The following is a 24,433-nucleotide window of genomic DNA, read 5'->3' on the forward strand; positions in this document are numbered from 1 at the left end:
TTTTTATTATAATATTTATTATTAATTTAGGAATAACAATGACTTTAGACGAGTTAAAAGATGGACAAAAAGCTATCATTGTAAATTTAAATGCCGAAAAAGAACTGAAAAATAGACTTCTAAGTTTTGGCTTTACCAAAAATAAAAACTTGAAAAGAATTCACTCCTCTTTAAAAAATGCCACCATAATGGTAGAACTTGATACGAGTTGCGTTATCCTAAGGTGTGATGAAGCCAAAACCATAGAAGTGAATCTTATATGAAAAAAATCAAAATAGCTCTTGTAGGCCAACCTAATGTCGGCAAAAGCCTACTTATCAATGCACTTTGTAAAGCCAATATGAAAGTAGGGAATTTTAGTGGAGTTACCATAGAAAAAGCAAGTGCAAAAACTTTTTATAAAAACTATGAATTTGAAGTCATTGACTTGCCGGGAACTTATTCTTTAGATGGATATAGTGAAGAAGAAAAAATCACGCGCCATTTTTTAAATCAAAATGATTATGATGTCATTGTCAATGTTTTAGATGCTACGAATTTAGAACGCAATCTTATCCTTAGTGCAGAACTTTTAAGCCTTAATAAAAAAATGCTTCTGGCTTTAAATATGTGTGATGAAGCCCAAAAAGAAGGTATAGAACTTAACACTTCTATTTTAAGTCAAGAATTTCAAAGTCAAGTTGTTGAAATTTCAGCAAAAACAAAAGAAAATTTAGAACTTTTACTTCAAAAAATCATTATTTTATTTGAAAGTAAATTTACTCCAAGATCGCAATTTTACACTCCACTTTGCGAAAAAAGTCCAGAAAAAGAAGATTTATTGTATTTCATCAATGAACTTTCAAAAAAAATCATCACACACAAAAAAGAAGAAAGAAATTTAACCAAAAAAATCGATGCCTTACTTATCCATAAATTCTTTGGTTTGCCTATATTTTTATTTTTAATGTGGCTTTTATTTCAACTGACATTTAGCTTAGGGCAAATTCCTATGGATTATATAGAATCAGGCTTTAATGCCTTAGGCGAATTTGCTAAAAACAATATTTCTAATGCCTTTATTGCTTCAGCTTTGGCCGATGGGATTATTGCAGGTGTTGGAGCTGTGATACTTTTTTTGCCTAATATAATGATTTTATTTTTAGGCATAGCTCTTTTAGAAACCACAGGTTATATGTCAAGAGTAGCTTTTTTGCTTGATGGGATTTTGCATAAATTTGGTTTGCACGGCAAAAGTTTTATTCCCCTTATCACTGGTTTTGGTTGTTCAGTGCCTGCTTTTATGGCTACACGCACTCTTAAGAACAAAAGAGATAGACTTTTAACTCTTTTTGTGATTAATTTTATGAGTTGCGGAGCAAGACTTCCTGTATATGTGCTTTTTATCGGTGCTTTTTTTCCAAGCGAGGAAGCGGGAAATTATCTTTTTGGAATTTATATTCTAGGTGCGATTTTGGGACTTTGTGCTGCAAAATTTTTAAGAATAACAGCATTTCGTGGGCTTGATGAACCTTTTGTTATGGAAATGCCAAAATATCGTATGCCAAACTGGCATTTAGTTTGGTTTATGGTTTATAATAAAGCCAAAATGTATCTTAAAAAAGCGGGAACTTTCATACTTTTAGCTTCTTTACTCATATGGTTTGCTAGCAATTTTCCAAAAAGTGAAGAAAACTTAAATGATTTTAATGCACAAGAAAGAGCTATAGAGCAAAGTTATTTAGGGCAATTTGGCAAAGGTATAGAAACTATTTTCAAAACTCTTGAGCTTGATTGGAAACTCAGCGTATCCTTAGTGAGTGGCCTAGCGGCTAAGGAAGTGATGATTTCAACTATGGGTGTGCTTTATTCGCTAGGAAAAGACGTAGATGAAACAAATAATGATTTAAAAGGAATTATAGCTAAAAATATACCTATACCAAGTGCAGTGGCTTTTATTTTATTTGTAATGATTTATAATCCTTGCTTTGCAGCAACTATAGTTTTTTCAAAAGAAAGTGGAAAGCTAAAATACACTCTCTTTCTCTTTCTTTTTACTTGCACAAGTGCTTATATAGTAGCTTTTATAGGACTTCATATTGCTAAATTTATATTAAATTAACTTGCTTTTGATGATGAAATTTTAGCCATATTATCCTCAAAAGCTTTTAAAATACTATAAGCAATACCTTCAAAATCAAGCCCACCACAAAGATAAATAAGAGTCATACGAAAAGATTTGCTTACATCCAGCTTTGGCTTTTCGCCAAGAGTGAGTTTAAAATCATAAGGGCTTGGGTGCTTGAATTTATAATTTTTTCCCGCCTCTAAAAATTCATTCCTAGCCTTTAAAAACTCAGCTCTAGCCAAAATAAAATGAAGTTCAAAATACTTCCAAATATCCTTTGAAGGCATAGGATTTTCATCAAAATTCCGCTCTATAAAAGCATAGGATTTTTCAAAAGCTTTTTTATAATTTTCTACAAGCAAAGCCCCTAATTTATTCTTAGCTATATTTTGTAAAATAAGTCTTATATTGCTCTCAAATTCAAAATCTATTTGTTCTAAAATTTTAATTTGCTCTTCTAGAAAAAATTCTTGTTTTAATTCTTCACTACAAAGCTTGGCATAAGAAAAAATATTTGCCATAGGTTTTTCATAATTCCCAAACTCATCCCAAAAATTTTTCTCACTACAGGCTATACAACCATGTCCTGCGGCTACTGGCCAAGAAGTTTTGGCATTGAATTTCACTTTAGGGCAGTTATTATAAGTATAGGGTCCCTTACAACCCACTTTAAATAAACAAGCACCGTTCCTAGCCGCTTCATCGTCAAAATGCTCGGCAAAAATTCCACTTTCAAATTTAGCCTTTCTTTCACACATATCGTGTAAAAGTTTGCCATAAGCCCACACAGGACGGTTCTTTTCATCAAGCTCAGGCAAAACTCCAAATAAAGCAAAAAAGGTCAAAGTCGCAATGATATTAACATCACTTGGCGGACAGCCGGGGATATTTACTACTTTTTGGCTTAAGACTTCACTAATGCCACAAGTTTTACTAGGATTAGGATGGGCTGCTTGAATTCCTCCATGTGAAGAACAGGTCCCCACCGCAAAAATAGCCTTAGCCTTACTAGCTAATTTTTCTAAAAGTTCATAGCCGCTTTCGCCCTTAGCTCCTATGCTAAGAAAAAAGGTATCAATCGCTGCCACACCGCCTTCAACCGCCAAAATAAAATCATCTTCCAAAACGCCTTCTAAAAGCTCTTCAGCCCTACTTCCATTTGCCGCCATTAAGGTTTCGTGATATTCCAAAGAGAAAAAATCAAAAATAAGCTCATCAAAACTTGGCAACTCAGAACGCAACAAACTCTCACTACACCCCGTGCATTCGCAAAGATGAAGCCATACAAGTCTTGTTTTAGGTGCAATTTGAAAAAATTTCAAAGCAAGAGCGGGGATTTCATTGCCTAAAGATAAGTGCTTACAAAGAGCCTTTACGCTTTCTTCATTGACAAATTTTTCATCTTTTAAAGCAGAATTCTCATATTTTTCTATGCGTTTTTGCAAAAGTTCTTTTAAGGCTTCATTGCTAAGCTTTGTCATTTTTTATCCTTTTTGCTTATCCCAGCAAAGAAGGGTTTGTCCGTTTTCATCCTTTTCAACATCGCCCATTCCCATAATATTATATCCTGCATCGACGAAGTGAATTTCACCCGTTACCCCGCGTGCTAAATCGCTAAGTAAATACATAGCCGAATTTCCTACATCTTCTATGCTAACATTGCGTTTTAAAGGGGCATTGATTTCATTGTATTTTAAAATCATTCTAAAATCCCCTATTCCACTGGCTGCTAAGGTTTTAATAGGACCTGCTGAAATGGCATTAACACGAATTCCTTTTACTCCTAAATCCCTTGCCAAATAACGCACCGAACTTTCAAGTGCCGCCTTTGCCACGCCCATTACATTATAATGAGGCACATATTTTACCCCGCCAAGATAGCTTAAAGTCAAAATCGAAGCGTTATCTTTTAAGACAGGCAAGAGTGAACGCGTTAAAGAAAGCAAGGAATACACAGAAGTTTGCATGGCTATATCAAAGGCTTCTTTAGTCGTGTCTAAAAAAGAATTTTCTAAAGCTTCTTTTGGAGCGTAAGCCACTGCATGCACGACAAAATCAAGATCGCTTAAATCTTTTTTGATTTTATCCGCTAACAAGCTTAAATGCTCGTCATTATTCACATCAAGCTCATAAACAAAATTAGAGCCAAACTCACCGGCTATTGGCTCAACGCGTTTTTTCAAAGCCTCATTTAAAAAAGTAAAAGCAAGCGAAGCTCCTTGCTCAAAGCACGCTTTTGCTATACCATAAGCAAGGGATTTATTATTGGCAACCCCTACAATAAGACCCTTTTTACCTTTCATTATCATCAATTTATCCTTTGATTAGTTTTATAAAATTTTCTACTTTTAAAGCCGCAGAGCCTATCAAAACCCCGCCACAATGTTTTACACTTAAAATTTCTTTGATATTATTTTCATTCACACTGCCACCATAAAGCAAAGGAGCCTTAGTTAAAGTGGCTAAATACTCAAGCACTTTAGCTATATCTTTATTATCAGCACTCACTCCTGTGCCTATGGAGTAAATAGGCTCATAAGCGATGATGAGCTTTTCATAGTCCAAATCAAGCCCATCAAGCTGTTGCTTTAAAAATTGTAAAGTTTGGTTTGAATTTTTTGTATCTAAATTTTCGCCTATACAAAAGATAATTTTATAAGCTTGTTCTTTAGCAAAAGCAAATTTAGCTTTTATAAGTTCTTCATCCCCCAAAACTCTTCTTTCTGAATGCCCAATTAAAACGCATTTAATCCCAAATTCATCTAAATGCTCCCTGCCTAGCTCACCTGTAAAAGCCCCGTTAAAACAAGGATAAAAATTTTGCGTTCCTTGTATGAAGTTATTCTCATCTTCTAAAAAAGCAACACTAGGTGGAAAAACGATAATGTCTTCGCTTTTTGCCCCCAAGGTCTCATTTAAAATTTCAGCATAGTTTTTAAAACTGGCTCTTGTGTGATTGCATTTTAAATTCGCCGCAAAAATCATTCATTTTCCTTAGTTCTTAAAGCTTTTACGCCCGGAAGTTCTTTACCCTCTATAAGTTCTAAGGAAGCTCCGCCCCCTGTGGATATAAAGGTCATTTCATCTGCATCTCCAGCACGGGCTACCACATCAGCCGTATCGCCACCTCCAACAACAGAAGTTGCATGACCTTCGCTGATATAATGACTCATTTTAATACTACCTTTTGAAAATTTATCAATTTCAAAAACCCCCATAGGTCCATTCCACCAAATCGTTTGAGCATCAGAAATTACTTCCTTAAAAAGTCTCACACTCGCAGGTCCTATATCTAAACCCATCCAACCGCTTGGAATTTCTTGTGCAGGAGCAAATTTCATCGGTGCATCTTGCGAACAAGCAGGAGCAGCCACAACATCTACAGGAAGATAAATTTTCACTCCTAAATTTTTACCTTTGGTTAGAATTTTATTCGCTTCTTCTAAAAGATCTTCTTCTAAAAGTGAATTACCTATATCATAACCTTGTGCTTTTAAAAAAGTAAAAGCCATACCCCCACCTATGATTAACTTATCTACCCTTGGCAATAAATTTGTAAGTGCTTGAAGCTTCCCACTTACCTTTGAACCCCCTACAACAGCAACAAAAGGACGTGTTGGATGTTTGATAAGATTGCTCGCAAAATCAATTTCTTTTTGGAGTAAAAATCCCGCACCCTTATGTTTTTCATCAAAGAATTTGGCAATAGCTTCCACACTAGAATGCGCTCTATGACAAACCCCGAAAGCATCATTGATATAAACTTGTGCCATTGAAGCAAGTTCTTTAGCTAAATTTTCATCATTTTTAGTTTCACCTTTTTCAAAGCGTAAATTTTCAAGCAATAAAATTTCACCCGCCTTTAAATTGGTAGCCTTAGTTTTTGCATCTTCGCCAATAATATCCTTTGCCATAATGATTTCTTTATCTAAAAGCCTACCAAGACGCTTAGCAATAGGCTCTAAAGAAAACTTAGAACTAATTTCTTTTGGACGCCCCAAATGAGAAGCTAAAATCACACTACAACCATTATCTAAACAATACCTTATCGTAGGAATAGCTGAACGGATGCGTCTATCATCGGTGATATTTAAAAAATCATCTTGCGGAACATTAAAATCACATCTTATGAAAACTTTTTTCTTGGCTAAATCAACATCTTTTATAGAAATAATATCACTCATCATCAAGCCTTATTTGCAATATATACTGCCATATCCACTAAACGACTTGAATATCCCCATTCATTATCATACCAAGCAATTACCTTAACAAAATCATCCGCTATAACCTGAGTTAAATCACTAGCCACAACAGCCCCGTAAGAACAAGTGATAAAATCACTTGAAACTCTTTCATCATCATCTACCATTAAAATGCCTTTTAAATTTGTAGAAGCAGCTTTTCTAAAGGCGTTATTTAGTTCTTCTTTGCTTACTTTGCGACTAAGTTGTGCGGTTAAATCCACACTGGATACATCAATCACCGGCACACGCATACTTTGCCCATGAAGTTTGCCATTAAGCTCGGGCATAACTAGTTTCATTGCTTTTGCCGCACCTGTAGAAGTTGGAATGATATTTTGTGCTGCAGCACGCGAACGACGCTTGTCTTTAGCTTTTGCATCAATAATGCTTTGCCCATTGGTATAGGCGTGTATGGTCGTCATCAGTCCCTTTTCTATACCAAAATTATCCTGCAAAACACGGCACACAGGACCTAAACAATTTGTCGTGCAACTTGCATTAGAAATGATATTTTCACCCTTGTAATCTTGTGAATTCACTCCCAAAACATAAGTAGGTGTGTCATCTTTTGCAGGAGCACTCATAATCACTTTTTGCACTCCCATATCTATAAATTCTTGACATTTTCCTAGAGTTAAATGAGCCCCCGTGCATTCTAAAACAATTTGCACACCGTATTTTGCAAAGTCAAGATCTTTTACATTGCGACTTTTAAATACTTTAATCTTTTTACCATTAACTATCAAATCATCATTATCGCTATCAATGCTGCCTTTAAATTCTCCATGCACACTATCATATTTAAAAAGGTATTTTGTAAGTTCAATATCCGTAGTATCATTTATCGCCACAAGTTCAATATCATTTCTTTCTAAGATAATTCTTGCAACACATCTTCCTATGCGTCCAAAACCATTTATAGCAACTTTTACAGCCATTTAATTTCCTTTTGCAAAATATAATGCTAATATTCTACAAAAAAAAGGTTAAAATTTTAATGAAGATAGCACTTTTTGGTGGCAGTTTTGATCCACCACATAATGGACATAACAGCGTTGTTTTAGAGACTTTAGAAAAATTAGATATTGATAAGCTTATTATTATGCCTACTTATATCAATCCTTTTAAACAAAATTTTAGTGCTGATGAAAAACAAAGGTTTTTATGGGTCAAAAAACTTTGGGGGAATTTGCCAAAGGTAGAAATTTCTAATTTCGAAACTAGACAAAAACGCCCTGTTCCTAGCATAGAAAGCGTTAAGTATCTTTATAAACTTCATAATCCTAGTAAATTTTATCTTTTAATCGGTGCTGACCATTTAGAAAAACTTCATCTTTGGCATGATTTTGAAAAACTTAATTCTTTAGTAGAATTTATTATTGCCAATCGCAATGATATAGAAATTCCTAAAAATTTTAAAGATTTAAAAACCGATAAAAAAATCGCTTCTTCCTTCATACGCAACACTTTAAATACCAATGAAGTCTGTGAAAAAATCAAAGATGAAGTAAAAAAATATTATGAAAAATTACAAAAAAATTGATACAATTTCAAAAAATTAAACAAGGAAAATCATGCAAGAAAGAATAGATTTAATCGTTAAAATTTTAGATGAAAAAAAAGCTGAAGATATCAAAACCATTGATATGAGCGAGCAAGAATACTTTGTAAAATATGTCATTATCGCAGCCACTTTAGGAGAAAGACACGCTCTATCTTTAATCGATGAGCTTAAAACACAACTTAAAGCCAAAGGAGAGGAATTTTTAAACATAGATAGCAGTGAAGAATGGAGTGTGATTGACCTTGGGGATATTTTAATCCATCTTTTAACACCAGAACACAGAGAAATTTATAATATAGAAGAATTATTAGAAAGTCTTAAAAATAGCAGAGTTTAAAAAGGCTAAATTAATTAGCCTTTTTAAAGATTATCGATATATTCTTTAATCTCTTTTTTGATTTTCTCTTTTTGTTCCTTTAAAGCTTCTTTTTTGGCTTTATACTCAGCCTTACTCATATTATCTTTTTGTTCTTTTAAAGCGTCAAGTTCTTTTTCGATTCTTTCCACTTCTTGTTCTTTAAGTTTTTTAGCTTCTAGCTTTTTATCATAAAACATAGGATCTTTAGCACAATCATTTTGCACTTGTTTTAAAGCAAGCTCCAAGCTTAAAGTTCTAGCTGTATCATTATGTGCTTTAGAAAAAGAGATTTCTTTATTAATACGCTCGATTTTTTTATCGCATTCACTTGCACCAAAAACAAAAGTGCATAGCATAAGTAGAACAAGTATTTTTTTCATTTTAATTCCTTTTAAAACAAATTTAAATCGCGAAATATTATCCCATCAATTCTTAAGCCTAGCTTTTATCTCATTAAATAAAGCAAAAACCCTAGTTTCAAGTTCTTTTGCCTGCTCTAAAGAGCAAGCTTCAAAACGAGTGATTAAATAAGCACTGGTATTTGAAGCACGAAGCAAAGCCCAACCATAGCCAAAATCTATCCTAGCCCCATCAATTTCACAAAGACTTTTAACACCCTTTAAAGCTCCTTTTTCCACTGCTTTTTGAAATTCTTTGACAAGCTTAAATTTTTCTTCTTCATTAACAGGAATTTTAATTTCAGGTGTGGTATAAAGCTTTGGTAAAGCCTTAATCATACTTTCTAAATCAAAGCCCTTATAAACAAGCTCTAAAGCTCTTAAAAAGGCATAAATTCCATCATCATAACCAAAATACCTATGCTTAAAGAAAATATGTCCGCTTACCTCAGCGGCTAAATCAATATCCTTTTCTTTCATCATTTTTTTGATATGAGAATGTCCTGTTTTTCCCATAAAAATAGTTCCAAATTTAGCCACTTCATCAAAAAGATTTTTAGAGCATTTTACCTCGCCTAAAATGCGTGGATTTGGAATATTTTTCGCAAACAAGTAACAAAGCTCATCCCCGCAAAATACATGAGTTTTGCTAAGAGCAACCATTCTATCAGCATCCCCATCAAATGCAAAAGCTAAGGCATAGTCTTGATTTTGGTTTAAAAATTGCTTAAGCTCACTTAAATTTTCTTCTTCTGTGGGGTCAGGAGCGTGGTTTGGAAAATTCCCATCAGGATTTGCAAACATCACATGAGCTTTTAAATTCAAAGCCTTTATCAAAGGCTCTATCACAACCCCAGCTGCACCGTTAGTGCAATCAAGAGCGAAGTTGTAATTAAAATCCTTTAAAAAGCTAAATTGCTCGCACATAAATTTCACATAAAGGCTTAAAATATCGTATTTTTCCGCTTCTAAATTTTCTTTTATTTCATCATCTAAATGCTTATAAACTTCTTTTGAGAATTCTTTTAACTCCGCTCCAAAAAAGCTTTCTTTGCCTATGGTGATTTTAAAGCCGTTATAATCTTTTGGATTATGCGAACCTGTTATCATAATGTTTGCATCGAATTTCAAGCCCTCATAAAGACTAAAATATCCAAGCGGAGTAGGCACAAGTCCTATATCATAAACCTTTATACCTGCTTTATTCAGTCCGCTAAGAAGATAATTAAAAAGCTCATTCGCACTATATCTTGCATCATAGCCTACGCTTACATTCTTACAACCTTTTTTAAGCATAGTTTGCCCCAAACAAAAGCCTATGGCTTTGACACTTTTTTCATTAAGCTCTTTGCCATAAAGTCCGCGTATATCGTATTCTCTAAAAATCACATCTAACATATTTTTCCTTAAATCATTTTTCTTTCAAGTCTAAATCGCACCCACAACAAAGCAAAAGAAAAGAAATTTTTGCTACAATTTTACATTAATTTTACTAAACAAAGGAAAATTTTATGGATGAAGAATTAGAAAACACGGAAACGAAAAAGAAAAAAGGTGGCTCACTCGTTATTATCATCGTTATCTTGCTTTTTGTCCTGCTTCTTAGCATTATGGGAGTGATTGCTTGGCTTATTTCTAGTAGTTCAAGTGATGAAAGCGAAGTTAAAGAAGCTCCAAAAGAAGAAGCAAAAAGCGACAAACCCAAAGTTTCAGCTCCCACTCAACGCGGCAGTGATTTTGCTAATATAGGTCCTATGTATCCACTTGAACCTTTTACTTTAAATTTACTTAGCGATAGCGGTTCAAGATATGTCAAATGCACCATAGAATTAGAACAAAATAGCGAACTTTTAAAGCCTGAATTGGATAAAAAAGTGCCAATTATTCGCGATATTATCATTCGCACCCTAACGGCTAAAACCTTTGAAGAAGTTAGCACCCAAAAGGGCAAAGAACGCTTAAAAGATGAGCTTGTGGGTAAAATCAATGAAGTTTTAACCGATGGCTTTATTAAAAATGTCTATTTTACGGATTTTGTCGTCTCCTAATGCGTGTGGGCTGTGATATAATCGCTATTTCTAGGATAGAAAAAATTCACGCCAGACACGGCAAGGCTTTTTTAGATAAATTCTTAAGTGTTAAAGAACAAAAGCTCATTAAAAGTCCTGCTTCTTTAGCGGGACTTTGGGCGGCTAAGGAAGCTGCGAGTAAGGCTTTGGGAGTGGGTATTAGTCAAGAATGTGGTTTTTTTGACATCAAAATATCAAAAGATGAAAGAAATGCTCCTAAATTAAAATACTCTCAAAAAATTATAAAAGATTTTCATATTACTCAAACTTCACTCAGTATTTCACACGATAAGGGTTTTGCCATAGCCATAGTAGCTTTGGCTTAAATTGACTCGCCTCTTAAATTCACTTGCCTATGGTTTGCTTGTCTAAATTCCTTGAAAGTATGAAATCCACCACAGGCTGTTCTCTTTTATTGGCTCTTTGGCAATGGTCTTTTTGAAAAAAATCCGTGATTTTAATCACCACCCTAGCCCATTTTTTGCGGTTTCGCTCACGCCAAGCGTGAGAAGAAACACTCTCCCAAGCATAGCCATTAAACAAACTCGCATTTACAAAATGATCAAGCGCTCTAACACCCTGCCTAGCCCTTGCAGTATTAAAAAAAATTCCCACAATGACTATAAATAGATAACCCAGCACAGCCAAAGGCACTATGGCACAAAGCAAAATAGTCCCTGCTAATTTCTCTCTTAATCCCCCTTTTAAGCTGCGTTTTACACGGCGGCGAAAATTGGCACGAATTTTAGTCCTAACTCTTTTCATAGCTCTCTTTTGCTAAATTTTATTCTCATTCCATTTGCCGAACGAATAGTAAGGCGTCCGACTACATCAGGAACAAAACCTTCTTCAAGCTCCAATTTATAGCTTTTTAAAATATTAGCCAAAATCAAAATCGCTTCTTGCATAGCAAAACCTTGTCCTATGCAAATTCTTTCGCCCATCCCAAAAGGCAAATACGCATCTTTTTTGTATTCTGTCTCAAAACGGGAAGGATTAAAGCCGTGTGGATTAGTCCAAAATTCCTCGTGGCGGTGTATAAGCCAAGGAGCAATCACCACTCCAGAGCCTTTTTTTATAAGTTTATCTCTAACTTGAGTATCTTTTTTTGCTTCTCTTGCAAAAAAGCCCACAGGAGGATAAAGCCTTAAAGCTTCTTTGAAAATATTGCTTAAGTATTTAAATTGTTTTAAATGTGAAATTTCAATACTCCCGCCTTGCAAAAGCTGTGAAATTTCATCATAGGCTTTTTCTTGCTCCTTAGGATAAAGACTGAGTAAATATAGAGTCCAAGTGAGCGAACTAGCCGTTGTTTCGTGTCCTGCTAAAAAAAGCATAGCCACTTGGTCTAAAATTTCTTCAAAAGAAAAACGCTCATTGGTATTGGCATCCTTAACTAAAAGCAAAGAGCCTAAAATATCTTCACAATCATTTTGACCCACAGCTTCATAGCGAGGCTTGATAATATCGCTTAAAACCGCTCTTATGACTTCTCCTGCCTTAGCCCTTTTTCTATCGCCTAGCACATAAGAAAGCCATTTTGGGAAGCGAAACATTTTCCGCATAGCTGTATGCACGCTTTGCTCTTGAAAAGTTACAAAGGCATTTAAAATTTTTTTGCCCTTTTCCTCATCAAGCTTTGAAGACATAATGGTGCGAAAAATCACATCCGCAGTAACAAAGGTCATAGCCTCATCCACTTCGATAATGGAGTCGTTGGGATATTTTGCAAAACGCTCCATCATATCACAAGCTGCCCCACTCATAAGATTAAAGACTTTATTGATACGAGTCATTTCAAAACTCGGACGCAAAAGTTCTCGCTGCTTACTCCAAATTTCGCCATTAGTAGTAAAAATACTCTCTCCTAAAAGCGGACTTAAAAGTTCATGAAGAAATTCACTTTTAGGAAACTGCTTAACCTCATCTACCATCATTCTTTTAACTTCTTTAGTGTCATTAATAACATAAAGGTCGAAATTTGGCATTTTCACATAGCCTGTTTGCATTTTATAACTTCGTTCATAAAGCCCATCTAGCCAAGACCTACGCTTGAGTAAAAAAGTTAAAAGCGTTGAGGCTTTATTTTTATAGGGTTTTGGGAAAAATGGACACTCACTCATATTTTTACCTTTTCTTCTAAAAATTTGGGCTTTACAATAAAAGCAAAAAAATCATAATCGCCTTTAATACCCACACTATAAAGATATAAAAAATGGGCTTTATTTTTATCTCTTTTGATTTTTTTGTATGCGTTTGTTTCATATAGGGTGTGGAATTTAGGATTTAGAAAAAGTGGGGTAAATTTCGCCTCTACACCACTTGTGCGAAAAAAATCCACCTGCGGAAAACACGCACCATCAATAATCGAAGTGTAATCATACCATTTTAAATCAAATCTTGAAACAAATTCAAGTTTCTTTCTAAATTCATCGGCTTTTTTTTGATAACTCGTAAGTGGGATGCATTCTCCAAGTGTAAGAATTTTTAACTTATTGAGTAAAGAAGGTTCTAAATTCTGCCTTAAAATACACTCTAAAACCTCTATACAAACTATACTCCCCACACTATGAGCGACTAAGATAAGCTCATAAGGCTCTTGGGTGGCATTAGCCTTTAAACTTCTTACAATCGTATTGGCAAAAAGGGCTATTCTTTCATCCATCAAGCCCTTTTTTTTCTCCTGCCACATAGCACAAAAAGCACAAATTCTTGCTATCCAAAATACAGCCAATTTTTTCCCAAGCTTAAATAAAAAATGATTAAGCAAAAAGCCTAAAAAAACCCCTATGATAAAAGCCAAAACAAAATGCGTGTGATTTTGCAAAAAAGCAAAACTTCCTAAGGCTAAACCCAAAGAAAATAATAAAGAAAATAAGACATAAAAAAAAGGATAAAAACCCGTAATAAGCTGATAAATACTCTCTTTGCCAAATTTTATAAAAAGTCCTGAGGCTGCATAAATTCTAAAAAAACTATAACAATCTGCTAAAGCGTCTTTGTAATTTTGCGACCAATTTTTCTTAACAATGTCATTCCAAGTTAGAAAATGATATTTTGTTTGTGCTTCCTCGCAAGAAATATTAAAAAAAGGAAAAAGCTCATTTTTTTCAATTTTACTCATATGAGTTTTGAGCTTAAATTGAGCGGAATAAGCCTTTAAATTATTCTTAAATAAATCATAATAAAATCTATAACTCTTAGGGTCATACCCTGCTATATAAAATACTTCTCTTTGCAAATAAAACTCTTTTAAATTTTTTGCGAAAAATCTTAACAAAAAGCCCTTAAAAAAGCTCTTAAGCGGTCTTTTTTTGTCGGATTAAGATTTTTCTTAACTTCCTTCCAAAAAGGAATTTTTGTAAAAATTTCCATTGAATTGATTGGAAGTTAAAAGGTGTTTTTTAAAATTACCCACCAAAATGGGATTGGGCTTATAAGCGTGAGCCTCGCGCCAAAAAAACTGCAGCTTTTTAGGATAAGACAAGCCTTCAAAATCATAAAAAGCCTTACCACAAACCTTAGTAGGACAGCCTTCTAAAATAGCACTCAGTCCCACGGTGGAATTTATGGTAATACAGCCTAAAGCCTTTTTTAAAAGAGTGGGTAAGTGGCTATCATGCACATATAAAATCCTGCCTTCTACATGGTATTTTTCACTCAACTTCTCAATAAGCTTGGCATAATCTTTATAACCCCTATCCATAGGATGGTGTTTAAAAACCAAATAAGACTTCGCCCTTGCGTGATTGGCAAAAGAAAGTATAGTCTCTTCTATAAAGTCCTCTATGCTTTTTTTGTAATGGTGCTTAATCTGCGTATCGTTATAAACTTGCAAAATCGCTAAAAAATACTTTTTTTCTAAATTATAAATTTTTTCATTCAGCTTTTTTTCCGTAAGCTTATAAAGATATTTTCTATACAAAGAACGAAACCAAAACAAAAATTCAAAAGGATTTAAAGTGCGGTGGTGGAGTTTATTATTAAAAAAAGGAGCAAGCAAAAAAGAAAAAAGCCAATACAAAAAGGCACTAAAAGCCATAAATTTAAAGCCGCCCGGAATTTCTTTTACACTTTCTATTGTAGAAATATTTTGAGAAAGATAAAAATTTTTATCACGGGGCAAGGAAGAATTTGCATTGACCCCATCTTTTTCTAAAGTGATACAATAAGGTCTTAAATATCCTTCTTCAAAAACCCAAATTCCAAGCCCCAGCTCTTTAGCTACCTTAATAGCCTTTGTGTGAATAATGCGACAATCATTATACGCTACAATCGCTTCGATTTTATGGCTTTTAAAAAAGTCCTTATAAAAGCTCTCAAGCTGGTTTTCATCGCATTTACATCTTATACCACTTAGATAGAATAAAAAATCCCCGCCATTAAAATTAAGCTTAAAAACTTGGGTTTTATTTTTTTTCATTTGCCTAGCTAAACGATGAAAAAAGGTGCCAACAGGACCCTGCAAAAGTAAGACATTTTTAGTGCTAAATTCTTGTTTTAAGAGCTTAGAAATCTTCATAAAATGCCAATCCCCCCCCCCCTGTCTGCTGAATTTAAATTTATTTTATTATATTTTCAATAATGCGTCTTAAGCGTCTTAATAAAAAATTCCTTAAGGCTATAATTATTTTGATATAAGGCTTGGAAAAATAATTTTGTTGCATTTTTAACATTATAGCTAAACAAACTTCAACTTCGCATAAATTTTTACTCTTTGGATGAATATAACGAGGATAAAGCAATAAAACCCCAGCTACAAGCTCTTCAAGGCTTAGTTTTCGTGTGCGTCTTTGACACTCATATTTATCAACGCTCAAACCCCAGCTTGCATAAAAAGGCATACCATAAGTAAAAACCTTTTTATATCTTAAAAGTGCGTCAAAACCGCTTGTAGAAGTAATGGTATGAATCTCATCGGCAATTTTTATCGCACTATCAATACTGCAATCTTTAAGAATTTCATCACAAAATTCTAAAATGATTTTTTCATCCTTTAAGCCCACTCGGTTACCACTTAGCACATCAGGGTGGATTTTATAAAGTATATAAGCGTCTTGATTTTTCGCACGCACTTCTTTGATTAAATCAAGGCTAGATAAGCCAAAACCACCCAAAATCATCGAAGCATCATCTTCAACTTGGGCAGGGATTAAAATGATTTTTTGTCCTTGTTTGGCATTGATTTTTAAATTTTTGTGAGAACTTGCATTGTATTTTGAAAATTTATTCTCTCTTAATAGGGCTATAAGCTTTTTTGCCCTATGCAAAATTTGCTCATCAAAATGCTCATTTTGCAAGATATATTCAAGCCGACTTGGCTTAGAAGGGTCGATATAAAGTCCCAAATCATCGATAATCAAAGAAAAAGGACGCGTCAAATCAGAGCCTAGGGAAACCGAACGGATAAAACCATCCTCCACTAAAGAAATTTTAGGGACGAAATGAGACAAATTCTCAACTTGAGCCTTTTTTATAAGGGTGCTTTTAAGGGCGTTATAATCAATCCTTTTACCCCAAATGAAAAATTTATCATTTTCTCTAAGCTTATATTTAGCTAGAGCTTTTAGCGAATTTAAAAAAATAATTTCATTGTTTTTAGCCTTGAAAAAGGGCTTGATAAAATGCCTTTTCCACAGAGTAAAGCCTAGCATAAAAAGTCTGTGTGAATTTTCATATTCTATAAGCTTATATTTTGCTAAAGTGCTAAGGGTATCAAAAATATCACTTTTTTGATTTGAGTAAGGATTAAAATACTCAGTATATAGCATATAAGCGGCATAGAAAACTTCTTCTAAACTTCTTTTTTGGGTTCTTCTTTTGCACTCTAATTTATCCTTTGTTAAGCCCCAACCCGCATAAAAAGGCATACCATAGCACACACATTCACAACCCATTAACAAAGCTTCAAAACCCATACCCGAAGTTTTGGTATAAACCTTATCAAAATACTCAAGCAAGGCTATGGGATTAAAATTTTCGCTGATGATTTTACATTCTAAAGGCAAAGAATTCACTTCAAAATCGCTTTGTTTTTTTCCACTTAAAACATCAGGATGAATTTTGATATAAAGGGTAAAATCAGGATTTTCCTTGATAGCATCTTTTATCATATCAAGGGTGTTAAAATCTTTAGCAAGTCCAAATTCAAGCGAGGCGTCATTGGCTGTTTGAGTGATGATTAAAAGGCGTTTTTCATCTTTTGGGAAATAAGAATTTGGGATGGCTAAGTTGTTATTATACTTGCTAATTTTATATTTTTTGATAAGTTCTATGGCTTTTTTTGCTTGGCTAAGTTCGCCATCTTTAAATTTATAAGTATTTAAGATATTTTCAAGCTTTGAAGGCTTTGAGGCATCATAATAAATTCCTACATTGTCTTTAACCAAAGAAAAACTAGGACTATTTTCCACACCCAAATTTAAAGAGCGGATAAAACCATCTTCTAAAAGCAAGAAACTAGCCTTATATTTTTTAGCTAGTTTTATAGCCTTTAAGCCCGAATTCTTGCGTCCCCAACCCAGAAAGATACTATCATTTTGAAATTTTTTAAAAGGAGTAAAAAAACGACAAAAACAAAAATTTCTAATACTAGCAATCAATTTTTTTGATGTTGAGAAAAAAACCATAATCTTATTTAGTTAAAAACAAAAACTTCTTCTTTGTTAATTCCAAATCAAACATACCATTTTTTGCTCTAGAATTTAAATTATCAAAAATATTTTTAACAAATTCTTTAGTTATCCCATAACTTTTTAAATCCGTGGAAATATTTAATATGCGAAATAAAGAAATAATTTTATCTCTGTAAGGAAGTAAAATTTTATCTATATTTGCATCACTAATACATTCCAATAAAATAGGAATCGTAAAGCTACATGCAAGTCCATGGGGAATACCCAGCTTCATAGTTATTGGATAACTAATGGCATGAGCTAAAGCTGTTTGAGTATTCGAAAAAGCCAAACCCGCATGAATACTTGCTAAAGCAATTTTCAATCGCAATTCTTTAGAATTTAAATCGTTTTGTAATTGTGGCAAGTATTCCAAAATCAATTCTATTGCCCTAATAGCATGATTGATAGATATGGAATTAGAATTTTTATTCCAAATTGATTCTATAGAATGTGAAAAAGCATCTAAAGCTGTATATATAGTAAGTTCTCTTGGAATGCTTAAAAACAAATAGGGATCATAAAAAGCTTCTCTACAATAAAGTTTTTCATCAGATAATGAAAATTTTATATTATTGGGAGTGTCCCATAATGTAGCCCACTTGGTAAGTTCGCTACTTGTTCCTGCTGTTGTTGGAATAGCATAAATAGGTCTAAATGAGCAATGTTTAGGCATATTCAAATTTCCACCAATTCTAGTAATATCACCTGATACACTAAAATATTTAGCCATATCTAAAACACTTCCTCCACCCAAAGCTATTATTTCTTCATAATCATCATAATCTTTTTTAATAATCTCTGCATAATCAATTTCAGGATTAGATAAAATATTATAAACTACGCCTTTTAAACGAACCCCTAATTTCTGTTCTAAAATTTTAGTTAAACCTTTTTTATAAAAACTTTGAGAAGTAAGCAATAAAATAGAATCAGTTTTTAAACTATCTAAAACATTTTTGTATGGAAAGTTAAAATTAATTTTAACAGGATTACAATACTCAAAGCCACTACTCATCATAACTCCTTATTAAGAAAATATGCCATTCTTAACGCAACCTCTTTAGGTGTAATCTTCGGTCTTCCTAAATCTTCTTTACTACCCTTTAAAATTTTAATATAAATTAAAACAGCTCCACCTTGTTTACGATAAAGAAAGAAATCGAGTGCTTGAGCTAAATCGTCAAATGAAGTTATTGTAAAAATTTTTTCATAACCACAATAATATGCTACTTTTGGAAAACTTACAAATGGAGAAAGATTAAACTGTCCCCCTGTGCTATCATGACTTTCATTATCCAATAATATATGACAAAAATTTCCCTTATTATTAATATTTGCATAAAAAGCATTAGTGCTTAATACTCCCATTCTCATTAATAAAGCAGAATCTCCATCAATAGCAATAATTTTCTTTGAATTTTGCAGAGATACTCCTAAAGCTAAAGAACTTACACAACCCATAGAACCCACCATATATAACTGATTTTCTGTATCACGAATTTCATATAATTCTCTGCCTGTCTTTCCTGTGGTTGCAAATAGTACAATATTATTTTTATAAGAAAAGTCACTTATATATTCTAAAATTTCAATTCTTTTAGATTGAGATTTTATTAAACTATATTTTTGTTCAATTATCTTTTGTTTTATATTTAAAGAGATATCAAAGCTTTTTAAGGAACATTTTTCAAAAGTATTACTTCTAACTATAAAGAAATAACACTTTTGCTCCTTTAAATACTTGTATGCCGTTTGTAATTGACTAATAGCACCATTATAATCTGGAGATAAAAAATCATAAGCAATACTGCAAGTTTCCAGCAAACGTTCTGTAATAATTCCCAAAAGTTCATGTTGTGGCTCATCAGTATTTTTACCATAAATGTCTCTTTCCCCTCGCAAAGAAACAAAACCCAAAATAGGAATTTCAAAAGTATAATTTAAAGAAGTAAGAGGCGATAGAGCATTGCTTAATCCACTATTTTGCATCAATACAACGCCAAATTGATCTTTTTGCTTCATATTTGCCAAACTTATTCCCGTAGCAATAGCTACAGCATCCCCCTCATTATTGGACATAATAAAGGATTTTTTATTAATAGCATAATTAATCATAGGAGAAAGATATGAACAAGGGACCCCACTAAATTGAGAACACCCTATTTTTTTTAATGATTCTCCAAACAACTCCATATTAAGCATTAGATAGTCCCCGGTATAAGATTTAAAATCTCATCAATTTTCATACATTTATCTTCAGACTCCTTGCTTCTATCATTTTCTAAAATTTCTTTTGCTACTGCTTTCATTGCCACAAAAGAAGCACGAAGCATATGGTTGGCATATATAACCACATTGACTCCATACTCGGCTAAATCACTAGCCTTAATTTCATTAAAGCTAGTAGGTACAACTACAACTGGAATATCTTGATTTTGCAATCTAAATTTTCTAAGAAATTCAATCACTTCACTTCCATCTTTATGTCTGGAATGGATCATTATACCATCTGCACCTGCTTCAACATATGCCAAAGCTCTCTGTAACGCATCTTCTAAACCTTTATCCAAAATCAAAGATTCGATTCTAGCAATAATCATAAAATCACTAGTAATTTGAGCTTTTTTTCCTGCTTGTATTTTTAAACAAAAATTTTCAATAGTATCTTGACTCTGAATCACATCATTTCCAAGCAAAGAATTCTTTTTCAATCCTATCTTATCTTCAATAATAACAGCCGACACACCAATTCTCTCAAGACTCCTAACCGTAAAAACGAAATGTTCCAATTTTCCACCTGTATCAGCATCATAAATTAAAGGTTTTGTTGTAACTTCAAAAATTTCATTAATTGTATTAAGACGACTTGACAACTCTACAGCTTCAATGTCAGGCTTACCTCTATTCGTAGAGTCAGTTAATGAACTAGACCAAAAACCATCAAACTCAATCTTAGTCCCATTTTTATCAATAAAAGTGTTCTCGGCAATCAATGCAGAAATAGCAGAATGGGTCTCTAAAATTCTTAGGGGTTTTTTCGCTTCAATCAGACGTCTTAAAAGCGTTAATCTAGCATTAGTTGTGATACCTAGAGATCTAGCATTCTGATTAAGTTGAGTCGAGCTAATACCCTCTGTATATTTTGGTTCTATCAGTTCTCCACAATTTAACTCCTTCAATAAAGCAATAACATTTGACCTTTCTTTCTTTTGTGGACCATCTTTCCAATCACTTCCATGAATTACAAACCTTGGTCTAAATTTCATAATATTCTCAGAATAACTCAAAGTATTTTGTGGAACAACTTCATCAATAAAACCAATGCTCTCAACAACAACTTTTCTTTGTTCATAATTCATATAAGGGAGTCGTTTATAAGACGCGATCGCAGAATCAGTTAGTAAACCCAATATAACTTTGCCTTGAATTTTATCAGCATACTCCCTTGCTAACTTCATAATATTTATATGTCCAGGGTGGATTAAATCAGCCGACATTGCAATATACACAACAGATCTTTCAACACTCATAAATCACTCCTTAAACTTAATTTTTACAAAAAAATGATTTTACTTCATTATATAAATTATCAATCTTCTTCTCCAAATCAACCCTAGAACTATTATCTATCACATAATGTGCATTAGGCTTATCATATTCCAAATCAACACCTACAACATGTTTAATATTACCATTTAATGCACCAGAATATAAACCTTTTTGGTCTCTTAAAACCAGCTCATCCATTGGGCAATCCACAAAAACTTCAAAATAATTCTCAATCGTCTTTCTATTTAATAGATATATCTCGTTAAACAAAGATATAGTTGCACAAACCACAATAATGCCATTCTTAGACAAAAAAGAGCATAAAGACGAAATTTTCTTAGCGGACATAAGCCTTGCTTCCCTAGAATAACCATACTCTTGCAAGATATCTCTAAGCACATCCCCATCTAACAAAACAGTATGTGAATGCTTTATTTTTATCATTTCATATAAACCTTGACTAATTGTAGTTTTACCTGCTCCTGCTAATCCACATATCCATATTACTCCGCCGTTCTTTATCGACACTTCACACTCCTTCTATCTAAGTAAAAAACATTATACTTTTTTAGCACTCCAAGTTCTAGTTGTATATTTTATACTAAACTCTTTCGGAAGTCTCTCTTTAATTTTATCCATAATTTTGTTTAAAAGTTCCTCACCTTCCTTAGTTGCCACATCCCAGTATCTATTCTTAACGCTTCTCCATGCATTAATATAATTTTCAATATTTTGATGAAAATAAAAATCTTCTTCGGTATATACAATATTATCAAAAAGGTCCTTGCGACTTTCTATAATAGGTCTTTGGTCTTCCCTTCTTGTGCCTCTTGTATAATTAGGTACAAATTCTACAATAGTATCTTCAGCAATTTTTTGCACAGGATCATTTAAATCTCTATGATTCCACATGCAAGTAAACCATCCGTTCTTACTCAATAAGCGATGAGCCTCTTGCAAAGATTCGTTTCTATCAATCACATCAAAACTACTACCAAATGTCACCCAATCAAAAGTTTCACTTTTCAATGTTGAATTATTAGCAACCGCACGAATCCAAGTAATATTTTTACCTTGCGTTTTTTCTATCCCAATCTCACGCATAGCATCATTTGGCTCGACAGATACTACCTCACAATCCCTTTCTAAAAGCATAATGCTTAAATTCCCTGTTCCTGCACCAATATCTGCAACTCTAATTTTATCCTTACCTACAAGACTAATTAGCATATCAATACTTTTTGGAGCATAATTTGGTCTATAGCTATAAAATTTAGCATGTTTCGTATAATCCCACTTATTTTCTACTATCTTTTTCATCATTTAATCCCTTACTATAATAATCTATCGTATCTACAAGCAAAATGATTATAGAAGGAATATTAAAAAATGCTTAAAATTTTCTAGCCGTCCAAGCTCTTATTTTATAAGACATCTCGATTTTTTCCATATGTGAAATTTTAGCTTCTATCATCTCTAAAATCTCTTTCCATCTTTTTTCACCTGCTTGTGCTTGTATATCATTTACAGAATGCCAAGCTCCAAGATAACGCTCTTTATCCCAAAACTCTTTGTAATCACATTCCATAAAAAAGCAATCCGTGAAATCCCCTGTTGAAACAAGAATTTCTTCCCATCTCTTTGTATTTTGTAAGCCACTGCTTACACGAGTAAGCTCTGGTACAATATATTTAATTTCCTTTTCGATTTCATCAAAAATTGAACCTTCTATGATATGACGCGGATTCCAAACAGCTGTAAAATACCCCCCCCCATCAATATACGATTAAACTCAGGTAGAGATTTTTTAGGGTCAGTCCAGTGAAAAGAGCTAGCCATAATAACCCAATCAGCTGCATCATTTTCAATTCCAGTTTCTTCACCACTACCTTTTTTCCATGTTAAGTTAGAACAATTTTTAGTAAATTTTATTCCTTCTTCACGCATATTATCATTTGGCTCCACAGCTGTAACATTAAGCTGAAATTCTTCTGCGAGAATCTTGGTAAATTTGCCAGTTCCTGCACCTACCTCAATAACTTTCAAATCCTTAATGGCCTTATTAGAATCATTAATACATCTAATAAGTTTTTCAATTAAGGCAGGATTATATGCTGGCCTATTATGATAATGTTTTGCCAGATTTGTAAAATCTCCCTGTTTCATAAAGTCTCCTTTTAAAATTTTATTTAAAATTATATCCATTTTACTTTTATTTTTTATTAATTACCACTATTTTCCAAAGTGCTTTACTCTGCTTTATTTGTTGTATCCAACTCTTCGCACATTTTTTCAAATTCCATATAATATTTCCAAGAAGCAACTATATCGGGGCGATGTTGTTTGATATGAACCAATTCTCTTTTAAATATTTCTTTCCATTTTTCCATAAGTAATATGTTTGACTTTAAAAAGTCCAATATTTGCACTTCATTGATCAAGTGTTTCTTTTTTAAATTTATTTTTGTTTCAAGTTTATCGATAAATTCTTTTAGATAAGAACGGACATATTTTATTAAATTCATATTATTTTTAAAAGAAGCAATTTTTTTCTCATGAATACAAAAAATTAAATTTTCGAAAGCTATTTCATTTTCAAATAGAATAAAATTAATTTCTTTGTAGTCTTTGACATTGTGTAATTTAAAAATTTGTTTTGTTGTGATGAGTATCTCAAATATTTCATCGACACCATCCTCATCAATATCTTTTAAATTGGCAAGTAATGTCAGAGGAAATAATACACCTAATTCATCATATGCCATACCACCATCAATATCCTTTTTTAAAGGTATTTTATTAAAGCAATATAAATTATTTAATTCTTCTAAAGTATTTAAAATATATTCGGGCTTGATTTTTAACATATCTAAATAATTAATTTGCTCGGTTTTAAAAAATTGTGTCAAAAAATTTAATCTTAAAAAACTTTCAGCATAAATCCAATAAGTTTTGATATGTTCGCATGTTGGAACAGGTGCTTCAAAATAATACGTTTCTCTATCCAAAACTCTATCTACTGAGGTATTTAGGCCGAAATAATCAAGTTTGTCAAGCTTAAAATTTATATGATTAACTCCGGTTTTTAACCTTGAAATAGGATCTCTAACCAAATATAATACAGGTTTATTCTTATCTAAAAGATTTAAAAATCTTGCAAGATCTTGTCGAGAAACATATATATGGGTATAATCTGTATATGCAACAATATTATATCTTGTACGATTATTCAACAGTTGCATTAAAATATTCATATAAATAACACTTGGGTCATGGTGAATATATTTGCAAATATTTACATCACAAAGTTCCAAAAACATTGTCATTGCACCGTGTCCCGATAAAGACGAACTCAACCATATAAACTCATAATTCTCAGGTAAAGGTAAATTCATCTCCCATGCAAGCTCAGCAGGAATATTATGATAATTAATACTTTCATTTTTATCATTGAGTTTTTTAGG

The 24,433-nt window shown here is 32.9% G+C and carries 24 protein-coding genes and 1 pseudogene; 6 read left to right on the plus strand and 19 right to left on the minus strand.

The genetic code is table 11. From position 1 onward, the window contains the following. Positions 1-38: 38 nt before the first annotated feature. Together ACLL8X_RS07380 and feoB are read left to right on the plus strand one after the other, a co-directional pair. Positions 39-263 carry a FeoA family protein gene (locus ACLL8X_RS07380; RefSeq protein WP_411990283.1) on the plus strand — a complete coding sequence of 75 codons (225 nt, stop codon included), beginning with the start codon at positions 39-41 and terminating at the stop codon, positions 261-263. Then, positions 260-2,101 (plus strand): ferrous iron transport protein B, encoded by a 1,842-nt coding sequence (gene feoB / locus ACLL8X_RS07385; protein WP_411990284.1) that lies wholly within the window; start codon positions 260-262, stop codon positions 2,099-2,101. The genes ACLL8X_RS07380 and feoB overlap by 4 nt, the downstream gene beginning before the upstream one ends. Here feoB and ACLL8X_RS07390 read toward each other — a convergent pair. From ACLL8X_RS07390 to gap, 5 genes are read right to left on the minus strand one after another with little or no spacing between them, the layout of a single operon-like run. Continuing rightward, entirely contained in the window at positions 2,098-3,588 is a 1,491-nt protein-coding gene (locus tag ACLL8X_RS07390) for a hydrogenase small subunit (protein WP_411990285.1), read from the minus strand. The two genes, feoB and ACLL8X_RS07390, sit on opposite strands and share 4 nt — an antisense overlap. Before the next feature lie 3 nt (positions 3,589-3,591). Next, positions 3,592-4,416, minus strand: coding sequence for an enoyl-ACP reductase FabI (gene fabI / locus ACLL8X_RS07395; protein ID WP_411990286.1), 825 nt, complete (start codon positions 4,414-4,416; stop codon positions 3,592-3,594). Between the two features lie 4 nt (positions 4,417-4,420). Beyond that, the gene (locus ACLL8X_RS07400) at positions 4,421-5,092 is read right to left on the minus strand and encodes a triose-phosphate isomerase (protein WP_411990287.1); all 672 of its coding nucleotides are present in this window, start codon (positions 5,090-5,092) and stop codon (positions 4,421-4,423) included. Beyond that, positions 5,089-6,291 (minus strand): phosphoglycerate kinase, encoded by a 1,203-nt coding sequence (locus ACLL8X_RS07405; protein ID WP_411990288.1) that lies wholly within the window; start codon positions 6,289-6,291, stop codon positions 5,089-5,091. Before ACLL8X_RS07405 ends, ACLL8X_RS07400 begins: the two co-directional genes overlap by 4 nt. Positions 6,292-6,293: 2 nt before the next feature. Then, positions 6,294-7,292, minus strand: coding sequence for a type I glyceraldehyde-3-phosphate dehydrogenase (gene gap, locus ACLL8X_RS07410; RefSeq protein WP_411990289.1), 999 nt, complete (start codon positions 7,290-7,292; stop codon positions 6,294-6,296). A gap of 59 nt (positions 7,293-7,351) precedes the next feature. Here gap and nadD point away from each other — a divergent pair, with 59 nt between their 5' ends. Both nadD and rsfS read left to right on the plus strand, forming a co-directional pair. Further along, positions 7,352-7,897, plus strand: a complete 546-nt coding sequence (nadD, locus tag ACLL8X_RS07415) for a nicotinate (nicotinamide) nucleotide adenylyltransferase (RefSeq protein WP_411990290.1) — start codon at positions 7,352-7,354, stop codon at positions 7,895-7,897. Between the two features lie 31 nt (positions 7,898-7,928). Beyond that, positions 7,929-8,255 (plus strand): ribosome silencing factor, encoded by a 327-nt coding sequence (gene rsfS / locus ACLL8X_RS07420; protein ID WP_411990291.1) that lies wholly within the window; start codon positions 7,929-7,931, stop codon positions 8,253-8,255. Positions 8,256-8,278: 23 nt separating this feature from the next. Here rsfS and ACLL8X_RS07425 read toward each other — a convergent pair whose 3' ends face one another. Both ACLL8X_RS07425 and ACLL8X_RS07430 read right to left on the minus strand, forming a co-directional pair. Continuing rightward, positions 8,279-8,656 (minus strand): DUF1090 family protein, encoded by a 378-nt coding sequence (locus tag ACLL8X_RS07425; protein WP_411990292.1) that lies wholly within the window; start codon positions 8,654-8,656, stop codon positions 8,279-8,281. 45 nt (positions 8,657-8,701) lie between these two features. After that, a complete protein-coding gene (locus ACLL8X_RS07430) occupies positions 8,702-10,072 on the minus strand; it encodes a phosphomannomutase/phosphoglucomutase (protein WP_411990293.1) in 1,371 nt (456 codons plus the stop codon). A gap of 113 nt (positions 10,073-10,185) precedes the next feature. Between ACLL8X_RS07430 and fliL the strand changes: the two genes are divergently transcribed. Next, positions 10,186-10,722 (plus strand): flagellar basal body-associated protein FliL, encoded by a 537-nt coding sequence (fliL, locus tag ACLL8X_RS07435; RefSeq protein ID WP_411990294.1) that lies wholly within the window; start codon positions 10,186-10,188, stop codon positions 10,720-10,722. Next, positions 10,722-11,069 carry a holo-ACP synthase gene (acpS, locus tag ACLL8X_RS07440; RefSeq protein WP_411990295.1) on the plus strand — a complete coding sequence of 116 codons (348 nt, stop codon included), beginning with the start codon at positions 10,722-10,724 and terminating at the stop codon, positions 11,067-11,069. Before fliL ends, acpS begins: the two co-directional genes overlap by 1 nt. 19 nt (positions 11,070-11,088) lie before the next feature. On the opposite strand, the gene ACLL8X_RS07445 is transcribed toward acpS, so the two are convergent. From ACLL8X_RS07445 to ACLL8X_RS07500, 12 genes and pseudogenes are all read right to left on the minus strand, one after another. After that, positions 11,089-11,508 carry a hypothetical protein gene (locus ACLL8X_RS07445; RefSeq protein WP_411990296.1) on the minus strand — a complete coding sequence of 140 codons (420 nt, stop codon included), beginning with the start codon at positions 11,506-11,508 and terminating at the stop codon, positions 11,089-11,091. Continuing rightward, the gene (locus ACLL8X_RS07450) at positions 11,505-12,866 is read right to left on the minus strand and encodes a cytochrome P450 (protein ID WP_411990297.1); all 1,362 of its coding nucleotides are present in this window, start codon (positions 12,864-12,866) and stop codon (positions 11,505-11,507) included. Before ACLL8X_RS07450 ends, ACLL8X_RS07445 begins: the two co-directional genes overlap by 4 nt. After that, on the minus strand, positions 12,863-13,984 hold the full coding sequence (locus ACLL8X_RS07455) for a DUF829 domain-containing protein (protein ID WP_411990298.1): 1,122 nt from the start codon (positions 13,982-13,984) through the stop codon (positions 12,863-12,865). Before ACLL8X_RS07455 ends, ACLL8X_RS07450 begins: the two co-directional genes overlap by 4 nt. Positions 13,985-14,077: 93 nt before the next feature. Beyond that, positions 14,078-15,265 carry a capsule polysaccharide modification protein KpsS gene (gene kpsS, locus ACLL8X_RS07460; RefSeq protein ID WP_411990299.1) on the minus strand — a complete coding sequence of 396 codons (1,188 nt, stop codon included), beginning with the start codon at positions 15,263-15,265 and terminating at the stop codon, positions 14,078-14,080. Between the two features lie 40 nt (positions 15,266-15,305). Next, the gene (locus tag ACLL8X_RS07465; protein ID WP_411990300.1) at positions 15,306-17,372 is read right to left on the minus strand and encodes a capsule polysaccharide biogenesis protein; all 2,067 of its coding nucleotides are present in this window, start codon (positions 17,370-17,372) and stop codon (positions 15,306-15,308) included. Positions 17,373-17,376: 4 nt separating this feature from the next. Further along, complete coding sequence (locus ACLL8X_RS07470) at positions 17,377-18,435, minus strand: phosphonoacetaldehyde reductase (protein ID WP_411990301.1); 1,059 nt, start codon at positions 18,433-18,435, stop codon at positions 17,377-17,379. Next, a complete protein-coding gene (gene aepY, locus ACLL8X_RS07475) occupies positions 18,435-19,622 on the minus strand; it encodes a phosphonopyruvate decarboxylase (protein ID WP_411990302.1) in 1,188 nt (395 codons plus the stop codon). The genes ACLL8X_RS07470 and aepY overlap by 1 nt, the downstream gene beginning before the upstream one ends. Then, positions 19,622-20,950 carry a phosphoenolpyruvate mutase gene (aepX, locus tag ACLL8X_RS07480; protein ID WP_411990303.1) on the minus strand — a complete coding sequence of 443 codons (1,329 nt, stop codon included), beginning with the start codon at positions 20,948-20,950 and terminating at the stop codon, positions 19,622-19,624. Before aepX ends, aepY begins: the two co-directional genes overlap by 1 nt. Positions 20,951-20,966: 16 nt before the next feature. After that, positions 20,967-21,491 (minus strand): adenylyl-sulfate kinase, encoded by a 525-nt coding sequence (locus ACLL8X_RS07485; RefSeq protein ID WP_411990306.1) that lies wholly within the window; start codon positions 21,489-21,491, stop codon positions 20,967-20,969. 36 nt (positions 21,492-21,527) lie between these two features. Further along, entirely contained in the window at positions 21,528-22,289 is a 762-nt protein-coding gene (locus tag ACLL8X_RS07490; protein ID WP_411990304.1) for a class I SAM-dependent methyltransferase, read from the minus strand. 73 nt (positions 22,290-22,362) lie between these two features. Continuing rightward, positions 22,363-23,135, minus strand: a pseudogene (locus tag ACLL8X_RS07495) (class I SAM-dependent methyltransferase). An 83-nt stretch (positions 23,136-23,218) separates the two neighbouring features. Then, positions 23,219-24,433 (minus strand): DUF2972 domain-containing protein (locus ACLL8X_RS07500; protein ID WP_411990305.1); only part of this gene is annotated, 1,215 nt, incomplete at its 5' end.

It is taken from the genome of Campylobacter parajejuni (assembly GCF_046764905.1).
Taxonomy (GTDB): Bacteria; Campylobacterota; Campylobacteria; order Campylobacterales; family Campylobacteraceae; genus Campylobacter_D.